The organism is Paenibacillus sp. MBLB1832 (assembly GCF_032271945.1).
In the GTDB taxonomy this organism is placed as follows: domain Bacteria; phylum Bacillota; class Bacilli; order Paenibacillales; family NBRC-103111; genus Paenibacillus_E; species Paenibacillus_E roseopurpureus.
On the sequence record NZ_CP130319.1, the window covers coordinates 3,485,776 to 3,506,503 of the forward strand.

The 20,728-nt window shown below is 47.3% G+C and carries 19 protein-coding genes; 7 read left to right on the top strand and 12 right to left on the bottom strand.

Annotated features, from left to right (window positions below):
• Positions 1-370: 370 nt before the first annotated feature.
• Complete coding sequence (yidD, locus tag MJB10_RS15795) at positions 371-595, bottom strand: membrane protein insertion efficiency factor YidD (RefSeq protein ID WP_314796140.1); 225 nt, start codon at positions 593-595, stop codon at positions 371-373.
• A gap of 323 nt (positions 596-918) precedes the next feature.
• On the opposite strand from yidD, the gene MJB10_RS15800 reads away from it, so the two are divergent.
• On the top strand, positions 919-3,012 hold the full coding sequence (locus tag MJB10_RS15800) for an LTA synthase family protein (RefSeq protein WP_314796142.1): 2,094 nt from the start codon (positions 919-921) through the stop codon (positions 3,010-3,012).
• A 55-nt stretch (positions 3,013-3,067) separates the two neighbouring features.
• Positions 3,068-3,448: a YmaF family protein gene (locus MJB10_RS15805; protein WP_314796144.1), complete on the top strand. Its 381-nt coding sequence runs from the start codon at positions 3,068-3,070 to the stop codon at positions 3,446-3,448.
• 2 nt (positions 3,449-3,450) lie between these two features.
• Here the strand turns inward: MJB10_RS15805 and MJB10_RS15810 are convergent, their stop codons facing one another.
• Both MJB10_RS15810 and MJB10_RS15815 read right to left on the bottom strand, forming a co-directional pair.
• A complete protein-coding gene (locus MJB10_RS15810; protein ID WP_314796146.1) occupies positions 3,451-4,428 on the bottom strand; it encodes an aldose 1-epimerase in 978 nt (325 codons plus the stop codon).
• The gene (locus MJB10_RS15815; RefSeq protein ID WP_314796148.1) at positions 4,415-5,236 is read right to left on the bottom strand and encodes a CPBP family intramembrane glutamic endopeptidase; all 822 of its coding nucleotides are present in this window, start codon (positions 5,234-5,236) and stop codon (positions 4,415-4,417) included. Before MJB10_RS15815 ends, MJB10_RS15810 begins: the two co-directional genes overlap by 14 nt.
• A gap of 265 nt (positions 5,237-5,501) precedes the next feature.
• On the opposite strand from MJB10_RS15815, the gene MJB10_RS15820 reads away from it, so the two are divergent.
• On the top strand, positions 5,502-6,854 hold the full coding sequence (locus tag MJB10_RS15820; protein WP_314796150.1) for a sensor histidine kinase: 1,353 nt from the start codon (positions 5,502-5,504) through the stop codon (positions 6,852-6,854).
• Between the two features lie 30 nt (positions 6,855-6,884).
• Positions 6,885-7,598 carry a response regulator transcription factor gene (locus MJB10_RS15825; RefSeq protein WP_314796152.1) on the top strand — a complete coding sequence of 238 codons (714 nt, stop codon included), beginning with the start codon at positions 6,885-6,887 and terminating at the stop codon, positions 7,596-7,598.
• Here MJB10_RS15825 and MJB10_RS15830 read toward each other — a convergent pair.
• Positions 7,595-8,455, bottom strand: coding sequence for a YitT family protein (locus MJB10_RS15830; protein ID WP_314805678.1), 861 nt, complete (start codon positions 8,453-8,455; stop codon positions 7,595-7,597). The genes MJB10_RS15825 and MJB10_RS15830 overlap by 4 nt on opposite strands.
• A gap of 214 nt (positions 8,456-8,669) precedes the next feature.
• Here MJB10_RS15830 and MJB10_RS15835 point away from each other — a divergent pair, with 214 nt between their 5' ends.
• Positions 8,670-10,781 carry an LTA synthase family protein gene (locus MJB10_RS15835; RefSeq protein WP_314796155.1) on the top strand — a complete coding sequence of 704 codons (2,112 nt, stop codon included), beginning with the start codon at positions 8,670-8,672 and terminating at the stop codon, positions 10,779-10,781.
• A 76-nt stretch (positions 10,782-10,857) separates the two neighbouring features.
• On the opposite strand, the gene MJB10_RS15840 is transcribed toward MJB10_RS15835, so the two are convergent.
• Positions 10,858-11,877: a Gfo/Idh/MocA family protein gene (locus MJB10_RS15840; protein ID WP_314796157.1), complete on the bottom strand. Its 1,020-nt coding sequence runs from the start codon at positions 11,875-11,877 to the stop codon at positions 10,858-10,860.
• A 37-nt stretch (positions 11,878-11,914) separates the two neighbouring features.
• Positions 11,915-12,685 (bottom strand): sugar phosphate isomerase/epimerase family protein, encoded by a 771-nt coding sequence (locus MJB10_RS15845; protein WP_314796158.1) that lies wholly within the window; start codon positions 12,683-12,685, stop codon positions 11,915-11,917.
• Positions 12,686-12,853: 168 nt separating this feature from the next.
• Here MJB10_RS15845 and MJB10_RS15850 point away from each other — a divergent pair, with 168 nt between their 5' ends.
• Both MJB10_RS15850 and MJB10_RS15855 read left to right on the top strand, forming a co-directional pair.
• On the top strand, positions 12,854-13,615 hold the full coding sequence (locus tag MJB10_RS15850; protein WP_314796161.1) for an AraC family transcriptional regulator: 762 nt from the start codon (positions 12,854-12,856) through the stop codon (positions 13,613-13,615).
• 203 nt (positions 13,616-13,818) lie between these two features.
• Positions 13,819-14,046, top strand: a complete 228-nt coding sequence (locus MJB10_RS15855) for a 3-dehydroquinate dehydratase (protein ID WP_314796162.1) — start codon at positions 13,819-13,821, stop codon at positions 14,044-14,046.
• 51 nt (positions 14,047-14,097) lie between these two features.
• Here the strand turns inward: MJB10_RS15855 and MJB10_RS15860 are convergent, their stop codons facing one another.
• The 6 genes from MJB10_RS15860 to MJB10_RS15885 form a co-directional block, all read right to left on the bottom strand.
• Positions 14,098-14,610: a DinB family protein gene (locus MJB10_RS15860; RefSeq protein WP_314796164.1), complete on the bottom strand. Its 513-nt coding sequence runs from the start codon at positions 14,608-14,610 to the stop codon at positions 14,098-14,100.
• A 69-nt stretch (positions 14,611-14,679) separates the two neighbouring features.
• Complete coding sequence (locus tag MJB10_RS15865) at positions 14,680-16,869, bottom strand: alpha-galactosidase (protein ID WP_314796166.1); 2,190 nt, start codon at positions 16,867-16,869, stop codon at positions 14,680-14,682.
• An 87-nt stretch (positions 16,870-16,956) separates the two neighbouring features.
• A complete protein-coding gene (locus MJB10_RS15870) occupies positions 16,957-17,244 on the bottom strand; it encodes a ferredoxin family protein (RefSeq protein WP_314796168.1) in 288 nt (95 codons plus the stop codon).
• Complete coding sequence (locus MJB10_RS15875; protein WP_314796170.1) at positions 17,241-18,551, bottom strand: FAD-dependent oxidoreductase; 1,311 nt, start codon at positions 18,549-18,551, stop codon at positions 17,241-17,243. Before MJB10_RS15875 ends, MJB10_RS15870 begins: the two co-directional genes overlap by 4 nt.
• Complete coding sequence (locus MJB10_RS15880; protein ID WP_314796171.1) at positions 18,548-19,690, bottom strand: electron transfer flavoprotein subunit alpha/FixB family protein; 1,143 nt, start codon at positions 19,688-19,690, stop codon at positions 18,548-18,550. Before MJB10_RS15880 ends, MJB10_RS15875 begins: the two co-directional genes overlap by 4 nt.
• Positions 19,691-19,714: 24 nt before the next feature.
• Positions 19,715-20,548 (bottom strand): electron transfer flavoprotein subunit beta/FixA family protein, encoded by an 834-nt coding sequence (locus MJB10_RS15885; RefSeq protein ID WP_314796172.1) that lies wholly within the window; start codon positions 20,546-20,548, stop codon positions 19,715-19,717.
• Positions 20,549-20,728 lie beyond the last annotated feature (180 nt).

Sequence of the window (20,728 nt, forward strand, 5' to 3'; positions counted from 1 at the left end):
AAACCCTCATCCATCTTGGGACGAGAGCTGAACTCACGCGGTACCACCCAGGTTCCCCCGCCTTTCACAAGCTCGGGGCTCAGTAAGTCTATGACGACTTGCCCATTAACGCTGGGACACGAGATCAACTCACTCTCAGATGATCTTGTGCGAACGAGACGCATCACAAATCAACTAAGCAGCTTGTAAACCTATTCTCCAGGACCATATTCCAGACATCTTCCTATACCGGCTTTCACCTAGTCCGGCTCTCTGTTCATAGGCTTCCGAATGTACTTATCCGTTCATCGAAATCAACCATATTTAGCTATCTTTAAGCACAATATATCGAAAAAAACGACCCCATGTCAAGTTGGCAAATTCATTAGAATTAATTTTCCATCTTGGCAGGTACATGATCTACACCACCAGGATGAAAAGGGTGACATTTACAGATCCGCTTGACCGATAACCAGGAACCTTTTAAAGGGCCATGTATCTCAAGTGCCTCTAACGCATATTGCGAACAAGTCGGGTAAAAACGGCATGTCGGGGGTTTCAGAGGAGAAATAAACTTTCTATAAAAGTGGATGGGTACTTGAAGCGCCCTTTTCATCAGTAATCACCCTAACCTCAAACAAGATCAACTTACTGGTACTCCACTTTATCTTGCATGAAAATGAGTAGCAGGTCAAATACTGGGCAAACTGCCACTCAAATCCGATAACATTTTAAGAACCTAGAATATTGATGAATGGATACAAACTTTTTCAAAGTGGATCTTCCAGTTTTATCGAAGATATGTATGATGTATTTCACAAGTTCTGTGGGTATTGGTGACAAGTTGTGAGTTTGCGTTATAATGTTGGATGGAGCATTTTATTAGCTTGAGAGTGGCTTCAGGTTCGCAATTGAAAGTTGATAATAGGAGTTTATCGGATGACGACATTTCTTAAAGCATTGAAACATTTACCTACACGTATCATGATTGTGGTGCTTCCTTTTTTGCTCATGTGTATGGTTGAGTACTTAGAAAGAGGCTCCTACAAAGATTTTCATCAGTGGTACACGGATCATCCGAACGCGATGCTTTTGGCCTTTTTCGTTGTTGCCGCGCTTTACTGGTTGCTAATTGCAATAATTGGCGGGACGCGAATCGCATTTTGGATCGTAAGTGCGGTATTGTTGCCACTCGGAGCAATCAGCGGCAGTAAATTAAAGGCAATTGGTTCACCGTATTACCCGTGGGATCTTTATTTTCATAATCAGCTTATGGAGTATAAAAAATTTTTGAATGGCTATTTATCGAAAAATATTATAATAAGCGTTCTCCTGTTCCTCATTCTCGTATCTTGTCTTTTTTATGTACTTTTGCGCAAACGGAGCGTACGTTTTCATTGGATTGAGCGTAGTGTCTATGGTGTAATTGCGATTGTGGTGGCGACGAGTCTGTATTGGGATAAGCCCATTTCTTTCACTAAATTGTATGGCATGTACACGGTTCCGTGGGACCAGACGATTACCTATGATGACAACGGGTTCCTTTATTCGTCAGTTCAGATGCTAAACTTTTTGGATGTGGCCAAGCCTAAGGACTATAGCAAAAAAACGATTACAGAGCTGATCAATCAGATTCCTGAGAGCACTGCAACCAGTGAGAAACAACCGAATATTATTGTTATGCTAGGAGAATCGTTTTTTGATCCGACGCAAATGAAAAACGTAACGTTTAGTCGTGACCCTATCCCTCATTTGCATGAATTACAGAAGAAATTCACGAGCGGTAAAATGCTTTCCCCCCAATTTGGCGGCAGCACGGCTAATGTAGAGTTTGAAGTTTTGTCGGGGAATTCGATGCGGTTTTTCGGAAAATCTCCAGATAAAATCATTCCTTATATCGAATACATGAATCATGGCGTTGATTCTTTGGCCAGTATTACAACGAGACAAGGCTACACCGCGACAGCGATTAATCCGTTCTTTAGTTACTTTTTTGATAGTCGAAAGGTGTATAAGCATTTTGGTTTTTCGAGGTTCATCTCGAGTGAATATTTTCCGAATGACTTTTCGGGACCCAATTATGCCGATCATGCGGTTGTTAATAAAATTATTGAGGCAACGGAAAAGAGCTCTGGTCCTGATTTTATTTTCGCCAATACGATGGAGAATCACCATCCCTATGGACCTAACAAGTTCAGCAAGAATACGATCCAGGTTACTGGTGATATAACGGCTGAGTCCAAGAGCATTTTAGAGACTTATGCGCAAGGCATTACCGCAACAGATCAGGCGCTCCAATCACTCGTTGACTATTATTCTAAGGAGTCGGAGCCTACGATTCTTTTATTTTTCGGCGACCATTTCCCGTTTTTTGAGGAAGATTATAAAGTATATCGCGATGCGAAGTATGTGTTACCGAATGATCCGGATTTATATACGAAGACGCATTTAACACCCTTTCTAATTTGGAACAACTTTTTGCCAGCAGATCAAGAAAAGTTGAATTTAACCTCCAGCCCTTCTTTCTTAGGACCGATCCTGCTTCATATGGCTGGTGTTAAAGGCAGCTATTACACCGATTATCTGTATGAATTATCGAAGAAAATTCCAGTTATTCCGCCACAAGAGATGTGGTCGAAGTATAACATTCAAGAAAGTGACTTGATTGGGTATGAGAACATGCAGTATGATAACTTGTTTGGCAAGCGGTATGGTTATGAGGATAAGGGATACAAGGATACGATCGTTCAACCTTCCTATGTACTGGGTTATGGAGATCCTGTTATTTCAAATATCACCATTGCCGATCATAAAATGCTGGTTACTGGCTCGCCTTTCTTCTCTTCCTGTAATGTGTATATTGACGGAAATGAAGTGAAGTCGAATTTCGACGGCAAGGATACGTTATATGTTGATTTAACTACAATACCAACGCTGGAGACTGGCAAACAGCATGGAGTCGAGGTTCGCGTTTACGATGACAAAAAGATGAAAATCGGGCAGTCGAATCTTTACCTGATGCCTGCGTCATGACGAAAGCCCCCTATGAATAGGATGAAATATCCTACGCTTAGGGGGCTTTCGTGTGGTGTCAAATGTTCCACCAGCTCATGTGCATTTTTTTACGACGATTACGTCAGAAACTCTCTCTCATCATCATTTATTACGGCTGTATACGTTCAGTGTGAACGGCACTTCCTATGATGGGCATGTCCATCAATATCAGGGCATTTCAGGTATCAAGTATGGGCATTATCATGCGTATTACGGCGTTACAGGCCCACCAATCGCGCTAGCGAATGGCGAGCATTTTCATATGCTGGACGGGATTGTCGACCTCAATTTATATAATACGAGTAGACGCGGCACATTAATGAAATCGGCTAAATTGGAAGGAATCATCCTTGAGCTTCATCAACATTTGTATCAAGGCTATACGTCCGTTGGGTTCGGTTATGAGCCTTGGTAAGGTTAGAGACTCTCGATCCGAATGGACCACTCGAATGTGAATACAGCACCTGGATCAAGTCCTTGCGCACCTGACATTTCTGGTGCAAAGCTTTCATTGAATACGTTCATAATGCTGGTGTAAGGCTCTAGTGACACCGCATTCGCCCATGGCGCCGTAAATAGCACATGGATCGGGAACTGATCACCCATGTCAAAAATAAGCTTTGTGCCGCGAGCTTCATACGCTACCTCGCACACCTGCGGGCCAGGCGCGATGCTAAGCATCTGCGAACCCCCAGGATACCCAGGCAGCTCGCTCACAACCGCGCCGCGCTGTAGAGCCGCTGTGAGCGGCGAAGGCGCTGGCCCCGCTGCTGCGAAGCCTCCCGCGGTAAGCGGCCATTCCGCCTCAGCAGGAATGGTCACTCGCACGCGGCTGGCTTCGCCTTCCGTAAAAGCGAAGTACGGGTGAAATCCAAGCGAGAGCGGCATCGTATCGCCGCCTCGATTGGTAATTTCACCGCTGAGTGACAGCGTACCTTCCTTCAGACGGTACGTGAAGCGAAAGCATGCGGCGTGCGGGAAATACGCCAGCATGTCCGGGGTCTCCGCGATGTCGAACTCCGCGGAGACATACGCCCCGCCAGCCGCGTCCGCGCCGCTGGCGATCACGTTCCACGGCCGCTCGCGCAGCTGGCCGTGGGCATGGTCCGGCTCCCGATTCGCAGGGAGCTGGTACTTGCGGCCGTCGAAGGTGAAGGCGGCCTCTTTGACGCGCCCCGGCGGGAACAGAATGGGCACGCCGTAGCGCGAAGAATTGACGCGAAGCTCCGCCAAGGCGGCTGGCTTCGCGATATAGCCCTTGTTCCGCACATCAAAGCGGAACAGATGGAATCCGACGGCCGGTATAACTTCGGCCACGGCTTCATTGTGATGGTCAACGAGTTGAAGTGTTGACTCCCCTTCCCACTCACTATGTACAATTTCATATTGACTCATGGTTATGTCCTCCTTCGTGCCCTGCAGGTGCACGTCCCATACGCTGGATGGCACTTCGTGTTTGATAATAGTTATAAATCATAATGAGACCAAGCACAAGAATAAAACTAGTGACTACACTACCCTCGGCCCCGAATCTACCGCCAGAGATGAGATCAGCTCCTTGCGTGGTTGTCTTAATCAGAGAAGACATCTCAATGCCAGAAACATCAAAACCAAACACACAGCCCTGCATGAAATTCCAGGCGAAGTGAAGTCCCACAGGCATCCACAAACTGTCTGTAAACTCTCGGCTTAGCCCCAGTAAAAGTCCTGCCAATACGAGGTTGATGAACGGAATGGGAGAGCTCCACATCCCGGGATTAAAGCTATGCAAGAATGCAAATATCAACGTCGAGACGGTGACCGCCGTTTTTACACCATACTGATGCTTTAGAAGACCTTGTAGATAACCGCGTGCAAATAACTCTTCATTCAACGCTACACCAATAAAAAGTAGGAGACCTGCTCCGATTTCATATGCCGTTGATGAACTCCAATGAGTTTCCACGATTAGAATTCCGCCAAACAACCAAATACAGATGCCGCTTAACGTAATCAGCCCAGCTCCCCAGGCTAATCCCTCTCCACCCTTGCGTAGAAAGCCCCGACTTCCGAATCCTAGCTTCCACCCTTTTTTACGCTCAAACACATAAAAAGACAGCAAGACTCCGCTTATAAATCCGACGATCTGCGCCCATAAGGCTGCTTTCATAAAAAATGGATCTTTGGATATCGCATTCATACTCTCGATCAAATCGGGCTGCATGCGAACAGCGGCAACCGCCGCTGCAATCGATAAAATAACCGTGATGATGACTATAAAAATAAGCGTTATGATAATTTTCCCTATTAGTTTTAATATAGCTTTCCATTTCCTGTGTTTCTTCTCGATAACGTATCACTCCTTTCTTCCTACATGTTTTCGAGGCATCCCTCCTAATTCCTCCCAGTTGTTCGCAATAACCCTCTTGTGCAATCGATTACACCATGCCAAAATAAAACTATTCTTACTTACATGGTTGGAGGATAGCATGCTCTTTGTTCTTATTGCTCTTTGGAGCATCTCCATTGGTCTTCTGATCGTAGATCCTCGTTCTCGTACGATGCGCTGGATGAGTGCCGTCGCATTTACAGGTGGATCAGGCGCGCTTGCGGCCGTCATTTCAGCCTACCTATTACCTTACTTCCAACAGACTGCCCCCCATTCCTCGGTCGTCACACTGACGTATCGATGGATGAGCGTTAGTTCATTGCTTTCCTATTACGGATTGCCTTACTCGTTCGGCATGCTGGCCTTAGCGTATCAAACCCATTGGCAAAAGCCTTTTGTCCGCACCTGGCTGCCCTTATTTATGCTTGTTCCACCAATCCTTTGCTTACTCTTCACGCATGGGTATACAGAGGAAATGCCAATCGACTTCCCCGTTGTCACGGCTTGGGCTTTTCCTTATATTGCAGTCGGTGCGCTTCTGATTATGCTAAAAAGAGAGCAATTACCTGCCATGAAACGAACGCATTTGTTTACTTGTCTAGCGCTGCTTCCACCCATTCTCTCTGTGGGGGTCCTTAATTACGTCATGCCCAGCTTTGGCTTCTATCGCTTATGGGTTTATCATGTATGGATTTTAGCGTTTGTTGTACCTTTTTTTATTTTTACGTTTTTCAAATATGGGTTCCTCGGAATTCGCTTGCTCATTGAACGACGAAAACTAGATTCCACGCTGCGCGCCATCACATCAGGCACCGCCATCCTTAATCATGCGATTAAGAATGATGTAGGTAAAATGCGCTTGTTCTTGGAGAAAATGCACCAACACGCCATAGAAACTGGACAAAACGAACTTGTTCAGGACATTCAAGTTGTCATGAAAGCATCCAGTCATATCCGTGAAATGATTAGCCGCGTCCATGAACAGACTCAGGAACTGCCGCTGCGCTTCACTCAGATCGACATGATTCAGCTCATCCATGATGTGCTTGACTCACTCAGATCACATTTAGGTGCTATTCGCGTTCAATTGCAGCTTCCGGACCAACTTAATCTCCGCATAGATCACATTCAAGTCACGGAAACATTGACAAACATTTTAATGAATGCGATTGAAGCGATGGGGAGTCAAGGCGAGTTGACGATCTCCGCAATTCCTAATAAAAAGAATGTCGTTATTCTGATTACAGATACGGGGGCAGGTATGGACAAATCCGTACTGAAACAAGCGGTTGAGCCATTCTTTACCACCAAAGGCGGACAGCGGAACAACTTTGGACTTGGCCTTGCGTATTGTTATAGCGTGATGAAAAAGCACAAAGGCAGCCTGGAAATAAGCAGTGAATGGGGCGTTGGTACACGCGTTTATCTAACTTTTCCAAGTCAGCTTAAGTAATTGTCATATCGATTGAGAGGAGATTACAGGATGGAACCGATTCGCGTCCTTATTGTTGAAGATGATCCTGACTGGCTGCGAGGTCTTACGGATTATTTGCATCGCCAAGGTGATATGAACGTTGTCGCATGCCGCTCAACCGCCGAAACGGCGAGAGCCCTATTGACCACCGACGAAGCGCTGGCAGATGTCGTTCTCATGGATATTATGCTGCAAAATGAACCGATGGGCATTGAACTCGCGGAGCTTGCTTTTACGATGTGGGGAGCGAAAGTCATCATGTTAACGTCCATGGAGACGAAGGATTTCATCTTCCGTTCTTTCCAGGCTGGCGCCATCGATTACCAGATCAAATCACAATTCGAAGAGATTCCTGGCATTATTCGGGCTGCTCATGCGCGGCAATCTGCCATCAATGCAGCTGTCGCCGAACAGATGCGAGAGGAGTTTCGAAGACTCAAAAAATTGGAGCTTCAATTCAAAATTAAAGAAGTTCGTGACCTCATCACGCCTACCGAGCTGCAGGTGTTGGATTTGATTGATCAAGGTCACACACAAACGGAAATCGCGAACTCTTTCTATATTTCGTTGCGGACGGTTAAAATTCATGTGGGGCATATTCTAAAGAAGTTAGGCAGCCCAAGCAGCAAAGACGCTGCTCAGCTACTGCGCAGTTTGGGTTTGTTTGATCGAGGAAATGCACAACATGTGGAGACTATCGAGAAAGAAAAATCCAACGATTAGTGGATGTCGCGTTTCTTGAATCTTCCGCCTTTCACATCGTGGATATTGCCAACCGCAAGAAATGCTTTCGGATCCAGCTCATCCACGATGGACTTCAGCTTCGCTTCTTCCAGCCGCGTAATCACACAGAAGATGACTTTCTTGTTATCCCCCGAAAATCCGCCTTCGCCTTCCAAATACGTCACACCGCGTCCTAAACGGTCCAAGATCGCTTCCCCAATTTGTCGAAAGCTGTCGCTGATAATCCAAACCGATTTCGACTCATCAAAACCTTCGATGGTGACATCAATCATTTTATAAGCGATGAAATACGCAATTAATGAGTACATCGCACGATCCCACGAGTAGACGAATCCAGCACTGCCTAGAATGAATAAGTTGAAAAACATCACAATCTCACCTACAGAGAACGGGATCTTCTTCGAGACAAGAATCGCAATAATTTCGGTGCCGTCCAGCGACCCTCCGAAACGGATGACCATCCCTACGCCAATGCCAAGAATAATCCCGCCGAATACGGCAGCCAATAACGGATCATTCGTCAGCTCTTTCACCGGATGCAGTAAGTACGTACCCACTGACATCACCAGAATGGCGAAAAGCGTTGATAATGCGAACGTTTTTCCGATTAGTTTATATCCAATAAATAAGAACGGGATGTTAAGTAAGGTTAAGAACACACCAATTTGAACATGTGACAAATACGATAAAATAATAGAAATCCCCGTTATGCCTCCATCAATAATCTTGTTAGGCACTAGAAAAATTTCTAGCCCAACTGACATCAACACGGCACCGAGAAATAGAAACAAACCACGCCGAACAAACATGCTCTTGGTCATTTTCCGATGCTGCATCTGGATGACTGCTTGTCGTCTTACTTGCACTTGCTCCTTCGCCATTTGTGAGTCCCCTCCTACTCTATTTATCTATCTTAAAATATTCTGGAGATAACCACCTTTTTCCTGCCTTCACCGCTCAATTTCATAGAGATACCATCGAATAATGTCGAAATGCATGGTATAATAATGGCTGTTCCACTGCATTCATCTTATTCGTACAGGAGAAACTATGAAACCACATCTTGCACAAGTGTTATTTGAAGTTCGGCGCAGACTGCCCCTCCTACTTCTCGCCCTTATTCCCGTTCTGATCATGGAAATCTTGAGCCGCGGGAACTATATTGAAATGATAAGCTGGAGCTACAAACATATTCTGGCGTTGCTTTTCAATGAATGGATTGTTGTAAGCTTGCTCCTGTTTATGAGCGCAGTCATTGGTAGAACTCGCATCGCTTATTGGGTGATCGCCGTATTGTTAATCATTGTGGCGCTCATTAGCGGTGTAAAACTCAAAATTTTAGGAGTCCCTTTAACTCCATGGGATCTTGCCGTCGCTGGCGAAGGTTCGGATATGGTGAAGTATATTTCTAACATTTTGACAATAAACGTCCTGTCCGTCATCGTAATCTTTATCGTCGGCAGTTATCTATTGCTCTACCGTACATCCATGTTTATTAAAAAAGTAGCTTTAAAAGAACGAGGAATTCTAGCTGGCATTGCTTTGCTTATGTTCTTGGCAGTTTACACGGATCTGCCGCTGCCCCTTCAGAAATGGTTCGGCATTGAAGCCGCGGTATGGAATCAAGCTCAGAATACCAAAACAAATGGATATGCATTAGCAACCGTTTTGAACACGAGATCGATGTTCTCTGACAAGCGTGAAGGCTATGACGATAAAGCCATTGAAGCGATTGTGAATGCTTCGCCACCGCCTGTCAAAGCTGGTGACTCTAGCACGCCGATTAAACCAAATGTCATTGTCATTTTAAGTGAAGCGTTCTGGGACCCTACCGTTATCCCTGGCGCCAAATTCAGCCAAGACCCGATTCCCTTCTTCCACAAGTTGCAGAAGGAAGGCACAAGCGGAACGATGCTCTCTCCACAATATGGCGGAGGTACAGCCAACGTGGAATTCGAAGTTCTAACAGGGAACTCGATGCGATTCTTGCCTCAAGGTTCCATTGCTTACAATCAATACATTTCTAATGAAGTAGATTCGTTAGCGAGTATTTATGCACGTCAAGGCTACACGTCAACGGCGATAAGCCCTTTCTACAATTGGTATTTTAACAGTAATAAAATTTATCAAGATTTCGGTTTCTCTAAATATATTCCGATCGAGTATTTCAAGCCTAACTATTCTGGGCCTTATATTGCGGACAGCGAAGTAGCGGCGAACATAATTCATGCCACCGAGCAAAGCGCTGGATCTGACTTCGTATTTGCCAATACGATGGAAAACCATTTCCATTTCTACCCAGGGAAATTCCCGAAAAATACGTTCGACGTCACAGGTAACTTCTCGCCTTCATCTATCGGGATGTTGGAGACGCTAGCGCAAGGTATTAACGGTTCTGACCGTATGTTGAAAGAATTAGTTGAGTACTATGAGAAAAAAGGCGAGCCAACGATTATCGCGTTCTGGGGCGATCATTTACCAGCGCTGGGCGATGATTATGCAACTTACATCGACACAAAGTATATTAGCGGCAAAGATGATCCTGATTTCTTGAAAAAAATGTACAGCGTGCCATTAGTCGTTTGGAACAATATTGACAAGACGCGCAAAGATCAATTGAACATTAGCCCTTCGTTCCTTGGACCTTACTTGATTGAATTGTCTGGTCAACAAGGCAATTATTACACGAATTTCTTGAGTGCATTGGCTAAGAAGTATCCCGTCATTCCACCAAAAGATCACTACCAGGAAATGAATATCAAAGGGGAAGATCTGAAAGATTACGAGACGCTTCAATATGATATTTTGTTCGGAGATCGCCATGCATATAAGGATTACAAAACACCGATTATCGATCCAAAATATATGCTTGGCTTTGGCCCGATTACGTTGGATAAAGTTGAGGCTGACTCTCTCGATCTATCTGGTCGCAGTAGTATCACGTTGACCGTGCAAGGCAGCAACATCCCTCCATTAGGGTATGTCACCTTGAATGGCAAGCCTTTGACAACGACTTGGAAAGACGAGCATACCGCAACAGCTGTCGTTGATGGCGCACTGCTTAAAGCCGGACTTTGGGACATTCAAGTGAATGTGAAAGACTCTAAAGAAACGATCATTGGAAAATCGAACTCGGTGTCGATTGATATCGGCGGCCGCTAAAATGATACACAAAAGAGCCCTTTATTCTCTAGTTGAGAATGAGGGCTCTTTGCTGATCGCTTATTTTATTCGAAGCTTACAGATTAATAATTTTACCCGTCGCTTCGGATTCGAATGCAGCCAAAATGACTTTCAGCGCGCGGTAGCCTTCTTCACCAGAAATGCGCGGTTCTTGGCCGTTCACAATGCATGCGACGAACTCGTCGATAACACCGCTAGTTGTTTGTTTCTCATTCGTTGCTACTTGACCCACTTTGTAACGCTCTACGGTGCCATCACGAAGCTCAACGATTACTTGATCGTTCGGATCTGTATCAATTTTGATAACGCCATTCTCACACCAGAGAACCGTTGAGTTGTCTTGACCTTTGTAGTACGTCCAGCTCGCAACCAAAGAACCTGTTGCACCGCTTTTCATGCGAAGCAAGCATGTTGCGTTATCGTCAATGTCTGTACCTTCTTTATGCAGGGTACCTACGAACGCGGCAACTTGTGCCACTTCATCATCCAACAGCCAACGGATCAAGTCGGATTTGTGAACGCCAAGATCGCCCATTGCGCCCATCAGCGCTTCTTCTTTACGGAAGAACCAGCTCTCACGTCCGTCAACGCTCCAGCCTTCAGGACCTGGGTGACCGAACGATGTGCGGAACGTAAGTACTTTGCCAAGCTTGCCCGACGTCAAGATTTCTTTTGCTTTCACAGACGGAGGCATCAAGCGTTGGTTGTGGCCAACCATCAGGAAAACACCATTTTTCTTCGCAGCTTCGATCATAGCCTCCGATTCAGCAGCGGAAGTTGCCATCGGTTTCTCAACAAGCACGTGAGCGCCCGCATTTGCCGCGGCAATCGAGATTTCAGCATGCAAATAGTTAGGTGTACATACGCTTACCGCGTCAACTTTTTCGGCTTTTAGCATATCCACATAATTGCTGTACGCTTTACCGCCATGAAGTTCTGCATAATGCTGTGCTCTTTCGATCACAGGATCAACAAAAGCAACCAGCTCAACATTGGCATTCAATGCGTATTCTGGGATATGACGATGTTTGGAAATGGAACCACAGCCGATAACGGCAACTTTAATTTTGCTCATGCGTGAAATGCTCCTCTATTATGAATTAATGAATGAATTAGTTATGAACGTTCAGGTAGTTCTCTTTTACCCAGTTGAAGCTGTTTTCAATGCTAGTTAGAGGTGCTTTCTGACAGTGATCTTGTTCCACTACTAGCCATTCTACGCCAGCTTTTTCAGCAGCTTGAATCACTTCTGGAAGCGGAACTTCACCAAGCCCTAGCTCCAATGTAACCAATTTCCCTTCTTCATCTCTGGAGAAATCCTTGAAGTGAACTAGCGGCAGACGGCCAGCATATTTCGCAATATAGGCAAGAGGATCTTGACCCGCGAATTTCACCCAGCACACGTCCATTTCCACTTTGATGGCATCGTTACCCGCATACATCGCATCAAAAACGAACTCATCTTCCACTTTATAATGGAATTCGAAATCGTGGTTATGGTAAAGGAATTGAAGGCCTTGCTTTTGGGTTTCAACCGCTAATGCTTGGCATTCTGCGATCAGTGCTTTCCATTGATCAACGGATTCACGCTCTTCTGCACCAACGTATGGACAAATCGCATATTTCGCACCGATCGTTTTCAAGTAATCAATCTCACCTTGGAAGTCATTACGGAATCTTTCCAAGCTAATGTGGCTTCCGAAAGCTTTCAAACCAAGCTCATCAAGAAGCCCTTTCAATTGCTCAGCTGGCATCCCGTAGTACCCTGCGAACTCAACACCTTCATATCCTAACTTAGCAACATGACGAAGTGTTCCTTCCATGTCACGTGCCATATCATCTCTAAGTGTGTACAATTGAAGACCTATTCCTAAACGTCCCATTTGTTCGCCTCTTTTCATAGAATGAATTCGTTTAATTGAACCTAACACTAGTATAAACGAGATTGGCCTATTTTGACCATTCACGATATAATTAAAACATCTCTTATTTGGCTACGAAAGGCGAACCTTATGCATGCAGAACTATTAACTTGCGGCTATTCTTTTCACATGGAGCCGTTCTATAACAGTGCAAAATCTGGACTTCAAACTTATCTTTTTCGATTACAAACCGAAGGCAGCTGTGAAGCACTTGTTGACGGCCGCATGGTCCCGATTGAAGCTGGTACATTGCTATTATTCCCGCCAGGGGCGCCATACGAATTACGCATTGAACAGGAATCCGCGCAACCCGATCTCAAAATCGCCAGCGGCGATTATTACTTATTTTGCAAAGGGGACTGGATTGATGCCTGGTGGAGCCGCAGCGCCAAGCCGACCTGCAGCCGCATTGATTTAGATCCTCGATTAATCTCTCTGTGGCGGCAAATGATTCTTGAGAAACGGAGAATGGAAGAGGAAAACGTGGAGCTTAGCGGATACTTGCTGCAAGCGCTATGCGTTTCGCTGGAGCGTGCGGCGACAGAAACCTTCACCTTGCAGGGACGCCCGTTTACTGGCACACGAATGAAGCGGTTTATTGAAGCGCATGCGACCGCGGCGTTTAAAGTTGAGGATGTAGCGGAGCACGTTGGGCTCAGCATTTCTCGGGCCGTTCATTTATTCAAAGAGTACTTCGGGAAAACAATGATCCAATACGCGACCGAAGTTCGCTTAACCAGCGCGGTTGAACGCATGCGCGACGGCTCGATGTCCCTCGAACAAATTGCTTTAAGCTGCGGCTTCGGCTCTTATCCTTATTTTCACCGTGCGTTTAAAAATCGATTCGGCATCTCGCCAAAGACGTACCGTCAACAGATGCATCACACGTAATTGCACCAATAAATTTCACAAAATATTCAATTTTTCATTGAAAAACATGAAACAAATCCGCAATCTCATCCGTATTGTCTATATAGAAGAATTTACATAGCAAACTCGCTTTTTTGTCTTAAAATTGTAAAACTATTTTAAGGTTCTATTAATAATATTCCGATATGCTAGAGGCATATCCAATTCTTAGGATGGTGGAACTCATGAAAATGTTTATTACGATTCACAACAAACCTGTGCCCGTATACTCCGATGAGAAAAATAGAAAGAAATTCAATCTGCTGAAATCCGCACTTGAGGCGAAAGTAACGAAGGGCAGAGCTACCCTGAAGAAATGCTTGGATTCGATCATCTCGATCGAGATTGTTGGCTGTGAAGCGATCCTTCACTCCTTGAATGAACGCGACTCACTCGCGTTATCTCTCTATTAAAAAAAGCCTGAAATCCAATGGATTTCAGGCTTTTTTACTTATTAACACTTTTTATAAATATTTCTGCTCCGCCACGTTCAAATGGTGCTGAGCATGACCAGCGATTACGAATGCAATCGCACGGGCTGAAATTCGAAATGTATTCGCTGTGCCAAAACGCGTCCATGCTTCGTCTGCAATCGTCGGCAGCAATGCGCGCGTCGCTTGTCGTACAGCTTGGAAATCTTGAATAAGATCCTTCAACGCCACCCCATCGAAGTTCGAATGGGCAATGAAAACATCTTGATCGAAGCCTGGCAGATCTGTCTGATCGCCGCGGGCAATTCGCAGCAGTCTATAGCTCATTATTCGTTCTGTGTCCGTGATATGACCAAGAACCTCTTTCAAACTCCACTTGCCTGGCGCATAACCTGAAAGCGCCTGCTCTTCCTGTAAGGAGGAGAACATCGCAACAAGAGCCTTCTCCTGCTCGTCCAAAATGGACACATAATCCCCTTCTGGAACTACTTGGATGTACCCCGTATAAAAGGATGCATATTCGTCTTGACCTGGTCGTTGCAGCATAGTGATTCGTCTCCTCTCACCTTATGGAAATCGTTAACTATCACCTATCATAGCTTAAAATGGTTCTAATTAGAATCGCTCCAGCAGCCAGATTTTGCTCTGGAAGTCGCCGTGGAGACCAGCGACTGATAAACCTGCATATAGCAAATGGTCACCAGGGTATACGCCATCTGTTCCTTCGATTCGATAGTCGAAGTCAGGGTTCAGCCCTTTGAGGCGCAGTGTCGCAAGCGGCGCATTCGGTTCAGCAAGAACGCGAACGAATACGACCATCGCTTGTGTCTTGTCCTCGGAGACTATCATCCACGCGGTTTCATTCCCCTCGAACGGACTCAGTAAACGATACATATCGCCAAATTGGACCAACGGGCGAATTTGTTTGTACTCGGCAATTTGCTTCGAGACAATTGCTTTCTCTTCCTCTGTGAATTTCGTGAGGTCGAGCTCATAGCCGAAGTTCCCCGACATTGCGACATTGCCGCGCGTCTCTAAGGACGTTATGCGATGAACTTGGTGATTGGGCACAGCGGATACGTGAGCGCCCATAGAGCTAACGGGGTAGACCATGCTAGTCCCATATTGGATTTTCAGACGACACACGGCATCCGTATTATCGCTTGTCCAGGTTTGCGGCATGTAATACAGAATGCCTGGATCAAACCTGCCTCCGCCGCCTGAACAGCTCTCAAACAAGATGTGCGGATACTCTGACGTGATGGCTTCGAGCACTTCATACAAGCCTAGCATATACCGATGAGCGGTCTCTCGTTGACGTTCCGGCGGAAGTGCAGCCGACCCTATCTCGCTCATATTCCGATTCATATCCCACTTCACATAGGTGATTGGTGCACTGCTCAAAATGTTGCGCAACATCGCCATAATCCCCTCACGCACATCGGCGCGCGAGAAATCCAAGATCAGTTGCCCGCGGCCTTCTGTGCGGCGGCGATCAGGGACATGCAAGCACCAATCTGGGTGCTTCCTGTAGAGATCGCTTTCCGGCGACACCATTTCTGGCTCAAACCAAAGGCCAAACGAGAGCCCCAGCTTATTCACACGCTGAGCGAGATCTTCCAAACCGCCTGGAAGCTTCGCCTTATCGACAACCCAATCTCCCAGGGAGGTCGTGTCATCGTCTCGTTTGCCGAACCATCCATCGTCAAGCACGAACAGTTCGATACCCAGCTCTTGGCCGGCACGAGCGATGCTCTCAATTTTATCCGCGTCAAAATTGAAATAAGTAGCTTCCCAGTTGTTCACCAATACAGGGCGCACTTGATCTCGAAACTCACCGCGGCACAGGCGCGTCCGATACAACCGATGGTACGTTCTCGACATGTCGCCGAGTCCGCCACTCGAGTACACCATCACAGCTTCGGGTGTTTGGAATTGCTCACCTGGCTCTAGCAGCCAGCTGAAGTCAAAAGGATTAATCCCGATGGAAACACGGGCTGTCGCAAAAGGATCCACTTCTGCATGCGCAGCGAAGTTCCCACTGTACACGAGGTTAAAGCCGTACACTTCACCGTAGTCCTCATTCGCATCCTTAGCGAGCAACGCGACGAACGGGTTATGTTGATGCGAGCTTGCGCCGCGGCGGCTTTCTACGGTCAACTTGCCAGGAGCAAGCGGTCTGCGCTCAATATGACGCTCCCGTGCCCAGCTGCCAGAGAGCTGCAGCAAATCCCAATTTGCATGCGAATAGTCGACGCTCATACTTAATGCACGAAGCAGCTTCAGATCAGCCCTCCCTTCATTCACAAAACGTATAGAGCGAGTAATCGCCGCATGATCGGCAAAAATCGTGTAGGACAAAATGGCACGCAAACCTGCTACGCGATCAACAAGTTCGATTTCTAATGTCTCTGCTTCTTGATCTCCCTCGACATAGGTGGAAGGCAGACCAACAAGCGCTGGTTTACCTGGCAGAATGCGATGCTTGTCATACACTAGCTCTGTAATCGTTGAACCGTTCGGCAGCGCAACCTGATAAGCAGGCTCACGATAATCACTTGTCCCATACGCTGGATACTCCTGTGGAAGCGTGTCAAACGATATCAGCCTGGTTCCTTTCACTGGATTCGGGCAAAAGGAAGCGCGTTCTGTGTATTGAATAATCGTACCCAATTGACCTGATCGAATCGGACGGCCCCAGTACACATGGGCTGGGTACGCATGATTAATAAGTTGAATGACATAGCTCATTTGGCTATTTTGCAAATGGAAAATACCTTGATCTTCTTCAAAAAAAATAGACATTAGAATCCCTCCTAATGTCTATTATCGTATGGTTTCTGGAACAAAACTATGGAGAGAATGCACCTACATATGGAGAAATGTATTTTTTTAACCGAACTTGTACGTCATGCCATGACCGCCCTTCGGATACACCCAATCAATATTGTACGAAGGGCACGCAATCCGACAAGTCCCGCATTCAATACAATTTTCATAGGCGACCGTCGTAATTTTCAATTTTTTCTCCCACTCATACACATCCGAGGGACAGAAATAGTTACAGTCTTTGGTAACACAATTTAAGCAAGTTTGTGTATCTTTGATCACGAGGTGGGATTTATCATCGCATTTGTAACGAATGGTGAACAATCTATCTGAAATTCCGTTTTGGCTCATCCGTTCATCGCCCTCCATCCCTTATAGCCCAGCTTCATCAGGTTCATGGTGCCGCCTGCTGCGTTCTTGATGAGCTTCATGGCCATTTTCTGCTTCTCGGCTTTCGTAATTCCGTCCACTAGGAACATGTTGTAGGCTGCTTCATTCACGGCCCGCGGCAAACGATCAAACAGTAGTTCAGGATCCTGCTCTTTCAGGAATTGATGCATGCCTTTGTACTTCTGCAAATCCTTGTGTACGAATGATGCCCGAATCTTGTTATCGTAAATGTGCATCGTAGGCGCAGAGAAATCTCCGCGCGCTTTTGCTTCAATAATCGCTTCCCCTGCCAAGCGGCCAGAGGTCATCGCGAGATTCGTCCCCTCCCGGTGGACAAAGTTCACTAGCTGCGCAGCATCCCCGCAAACACACCACCCATCGCCAGATAATGTGGGCATCGAGTGGAAGCCGCCTTCAGGAATTAAGTGTCCTGAATACTCCTTCGTCTCTCCGCCTTGAATCAACTTGCGAATCATCGGATGCTGCTTAACTGCGTCGAGCACGGCATAAGGCTTGATCCTTTTATCCCGCAAATGATTGACCATCACGCCGACGCCTAAGGAGATAGTTTCTTTATTCGTATAGAGGAAGCCCATGCCCGCCATGCCGAGCGAGGTTTCGCCCATGAATTCAATGGTGACCCCTTCGTCGCCTTCGAGACCGAAGCGATCCTCAATTTTCTCCCGAGGAAGCGCAATGACTTCTTTTACAGCCAAAGATACCTCATCCGGCATCCATTCTTTATGAATCCCCATCGCCTTGCCCAGCAAGGAATTCACGCCATCCGCGATGACAACAACGTCCGCATACAAATCGCCGTCATCCCGATCCGTCCGAACGCCGACGACTTTATTGCCTTCGCGAATCACGTCAAGCGCGACGGTTTCATAGATGGGAATCGCGCCAGCGGCAACGGCTTTTTCGGCAAACCATTGATCAAATTTGACACGCAGGCCAGTGAAGCAATTGTAGGGCTCTTTGTACGCCTCGTTGCGATGGCCGAAGGTAACCATCGATTCCTTGCCCATCATCCAGATTCGCTGCTCAACAATGTAGCGCTCCATGGGAAAGTTTTTTTCTGTCCAAAACTCAGGGACAAGCTCCTCAATCTGTTTGCGATAGAGGACGCCGCCGAATATATTTTTGGCGCCAGGAAACTCGCCTCTTTCCAGCAAAACAACGGATAGGCCCGCTCTTGCCATGGTCAGCGCCGCCGCCGCTCCGGCGGGGCCGCCGCCAACGACGATGGCATCCCATTTCTCATTCATTTCGCTTCACTCCTCTCGCGTGTGGCGGTCGATTCGGATTCCGTAGGTGCAGCGGATAATGAGTCCTTATCCGAAGGAGGTTGGATGCCGAAAAGCGTCCGACGTTTTTTGAATTCTGCTGTGATCGCTGGCACAATTTTGAAGAGATCACCAACCAAGCCATAGTGAGCGAATTGAAAAATAGGTGCATTCTCGTCGCGGTTGATCGCAACAACGACATCCGCGTTGCTCATGCCGACCGTATGCTGCACGGCGCCAGAGATGCCGATGGCAAAGTACAGCTTCGGCCGCACCGTCGCGCCCGTTTGCCCCACTTGATGCTCATGGGAGATCCACCCCGCATCCACGGCAGCGCGCGACGCGCCAACGACACCGCCGAGCGCGTCCGCCAGCTCGGCGAGCAGCCCAAAGGCGTCGGGCCCGCCCAGCCCGCGGCCGCCAGCGACGATAATCTCGCATTCTTCGAGATTGAGCTTGCCTGTTTCGCGCAGGAATTCGAGCACCTGCGCGTCAATCTCTTCCTCGCGCATCGTCGCCTCGATGCGCACGATCTCGCCTTGGCGCGCTGCGTCCTTCGGCAGCGCCTGAAATACGCCGGCGCGCGCTGTCGCCATCTGCGGCCGGTACTGTTTACAGAGGATGGTGGCCATCATCTTCTCAGAGAAAGCCGGCCGGCTGGCCAGCAGCAGCCGCGATGGATGCGGTTCGACATCGAGCTGCGTCGTGTCGGCCGTCAGCCCTGTCGGCAGGTGCGTTGCGATCGCACCTGCTAGATCACGGCCCGTCGCGGTCGCGCCGAACAGCACGATCTCGGGCTTCGCATCCTCGATCAGCTTCAAGCAGACCCGGCTGTAAGGCCGGGTCCTATAATCGCGAAGCTCGGGAGCTTCGCAGAGATACACCCGGTCGGCGCCGTAGTGCACGGCTTCCTCGGCGAGATGTGCGACATTCTCGCCGAGGACGAGCGCCATGAGCGGCGCCTCCAGCTTCGCGGCCAGCTTCTTGCCCTCACCTAGCAGCTGCCAGGACACCTTTTTCGCTATGCCTTCGCGCTGCTCTACTACTATCAACACCCCTCGATATGCCGACCAATCCGGCATCGATGGATCTATTTGCTCAGTTGACTGTTCCTTTGCCATCGTGTCACCCTCCGTTCCTCTCGATCAAGCCCAATCCAACAGGGTCTGCATGTCCTTCGTTAATAGCTGATCAGCGAGCTGAGCTGCCGCTGCTTCTGGACTATCGTATGTGATCATTTTCGTCTTCACTGCTTTGACTTCGGGCACCCACGTTTTCGCGACAATCGTTGGCGAGCCTTTGAGCCCAATCTTGGCACGTTCAAGATCTGGGAAATCCGCTGTCGTCCAAACCGTTGGCTTATAGCGAGCCGCTCGAATCATGCCTGGCAACGAAGCACGTCTGACCTTGTTTAATTCCTTCAACGCTGTAATTAGCACGGGCATGCTTGTCTCAACGACTTCAATGCCATCCTCCAACAATCGGTGAACACGTACTTTCCGATTCTCTTCATCGACTTTCTCCACTTTATTGACATACGTCAGCTGTTCCAAATCTAATCGGCAAGCAACACCAGGACCTACTTGTCCCGTATCGCCGTCTAGCGTCTGTTTCCCGCAAAACACGATATCCACGTGTCCCCATGTTTCCGCGATTTTACGAATCGTTCGGGCCACAACATACGACGTTGCCAGCGTATCAGCGCCTGCGAAGCCACGGTCTGTGACGAGGACAGCATCATCTGCGCCAAGCGAAATGCATTCCTTTAGTCCCTTTTCCGCTGGCGGTGGACCCATTGTAACGACTGTGATGCGCGCTCCTTGCTCATCTTTGATGCGAAGCGCCTCTTCTAAGCCATGCATATCATAGAAATTCACAATGCTGGGGACACCTTGGCGAATGAGCGTATTATTCTTGGGATCGATGCGAATTTCTCGGGAATCTGGAACTTGTTTAATACACACAACAATATGCAGCATCTCTGCACCCTCCTAATTCTGTGGAGAACTGGCTTGCACGTTTTCACAACAAGTGTAAAAGCTTGTCATCATTGTGAAATTTGTCACGTAAATGTCGACGGGAATCGCTTACAGAATCTATCACAGTATATGCGGGAACGTTAGGATCTCAGAACATCGCTGTTCTTCAAGTTAGGCTGA

Bases quoted from the DNA above. Each gene is read 5' to 3' on its own strand.
- MJB10_RS15850 (WP_314796161.1), top strand. From the start codon at position 12,854: ATGGAGCCGTTCTATAACAGTGCAAAATCTGGACTTCAAACTTATCTT.
- MJB10_RS15860 (WP_314796164.1), bottom strand. From the start codon at position 14,610: ATGCTGCAACGACCAGGTCAAGACGAATATGCATCCTTTTATACGGGG.
- MJB10_RS15800 (WP_314796142.1), top strand. From the start codon at position 919: ATGACGACATTTCTTAAAGCATTGAAACATTTACCTACACGTATCATG.
- yidD (WP_314796140.1), bottom strand. From the start codon at position 595: ATGAAAAGGGCGCTTCAAGTACCCATCCACTTTTATAGAAAGTTTATT.
- MJB10_RS15870 (WP_314796168.1), bottom strand. From the start codon at position 17,244: ATGAGCCAAAACGGAATTTCAGATAGATTGTTCACCATTCGTTACAAA.
- MJB10_RS15830 (WP_314805678.1), bottom strand. From the start codon at position 8,455: ATGCAGCATCGGAAAATGACCAAGAGCATGTTTGTTCGGCGTGGTTTG.
- MJB10_RS15820 (WP_314796150.1), top strand. From the start codon at position 5,502: ATGCTCTTTGTTCTTATTGCTCTTTGGAGCATCTCCATTGGTCTTCTG.
- MJB10_RS15815 (WP_314796148.1), bottom strand. From the start codon at position 5,236: ATGCAGCCCGATTTGATCGAGAGTATGAATGCGATATCCAAAGATCCA.
- MJB10_RS15845 (WP_314796158.1), bottom strand. From the start codon at position 12,685: ATGGGACGTTTAGGAATAGGTCTTCAATTGTACACACTTAGAGATGAT.
- MJB10_RS15835 (WP_314796155.1), top strand. From the start codon at position 8,670: ATGAAACCACATCTTGCACAAGTGTTATTTGAAGTTCGGCGCAGACTG.
- MJB10_RS15840 (WP_314796157.1), bottom strand. From the start codon at position 11,877: ATGAGCAAAATTAAAGTTGCCGTTATCGGCTGTGGTTCCATTTCCAAA.
- MJB10_RS15885 (WP_314796172.1), bottom strand. From the start codon at position 20,548: ATGCTGCATATTGTTGTGTGTATTAAACAAGTTCCAGATTCCCGAGAA.
- MJB10_RS15810 (WP_314796146.1), bottom strand. From the start codon at position 4,428: ATGAGTCAATATGAAATTGTACATAGTGAGTGGGAAGGGGAGTCAACA.
- MJB10_RS15875 (WP_314796170.1), bottom strand. From the start codon at position 18,551: ATGAATGAGAAATGGGATGCCATCGTCGTTGGCGGCGGCCCCGCCGGA.
- MJB10_RS15825 (WP_314796152.1), top strand. From the start codon at position 6,885: ATGGAACCGATTCGCGTCCTTATTGTTGAAGATGATCCTGACTGGCTG.
- MJB10_RS15880 (WP_314796171.1), bottom strand. From the start codon at position 19,690: ATGGCAAAGGAACAGTCAACTGAGCAAATAGATCCATCGATGCCGGAT.
- MJB10_RS15855 (WP_314796162.1), top strand. From the start codon at position 13,819: ATGAAAATGTTTATTACGATTCACAACAAACCTGTGCCCGTATACTCC.
- MJB10_RS15865 (WP_314796166.1), bottom strand. From the start codon at position 16,869: ATGTCTATTTTTTTTGAAGAAGATCAAGGTATTTTCCATTTGCAAAAT.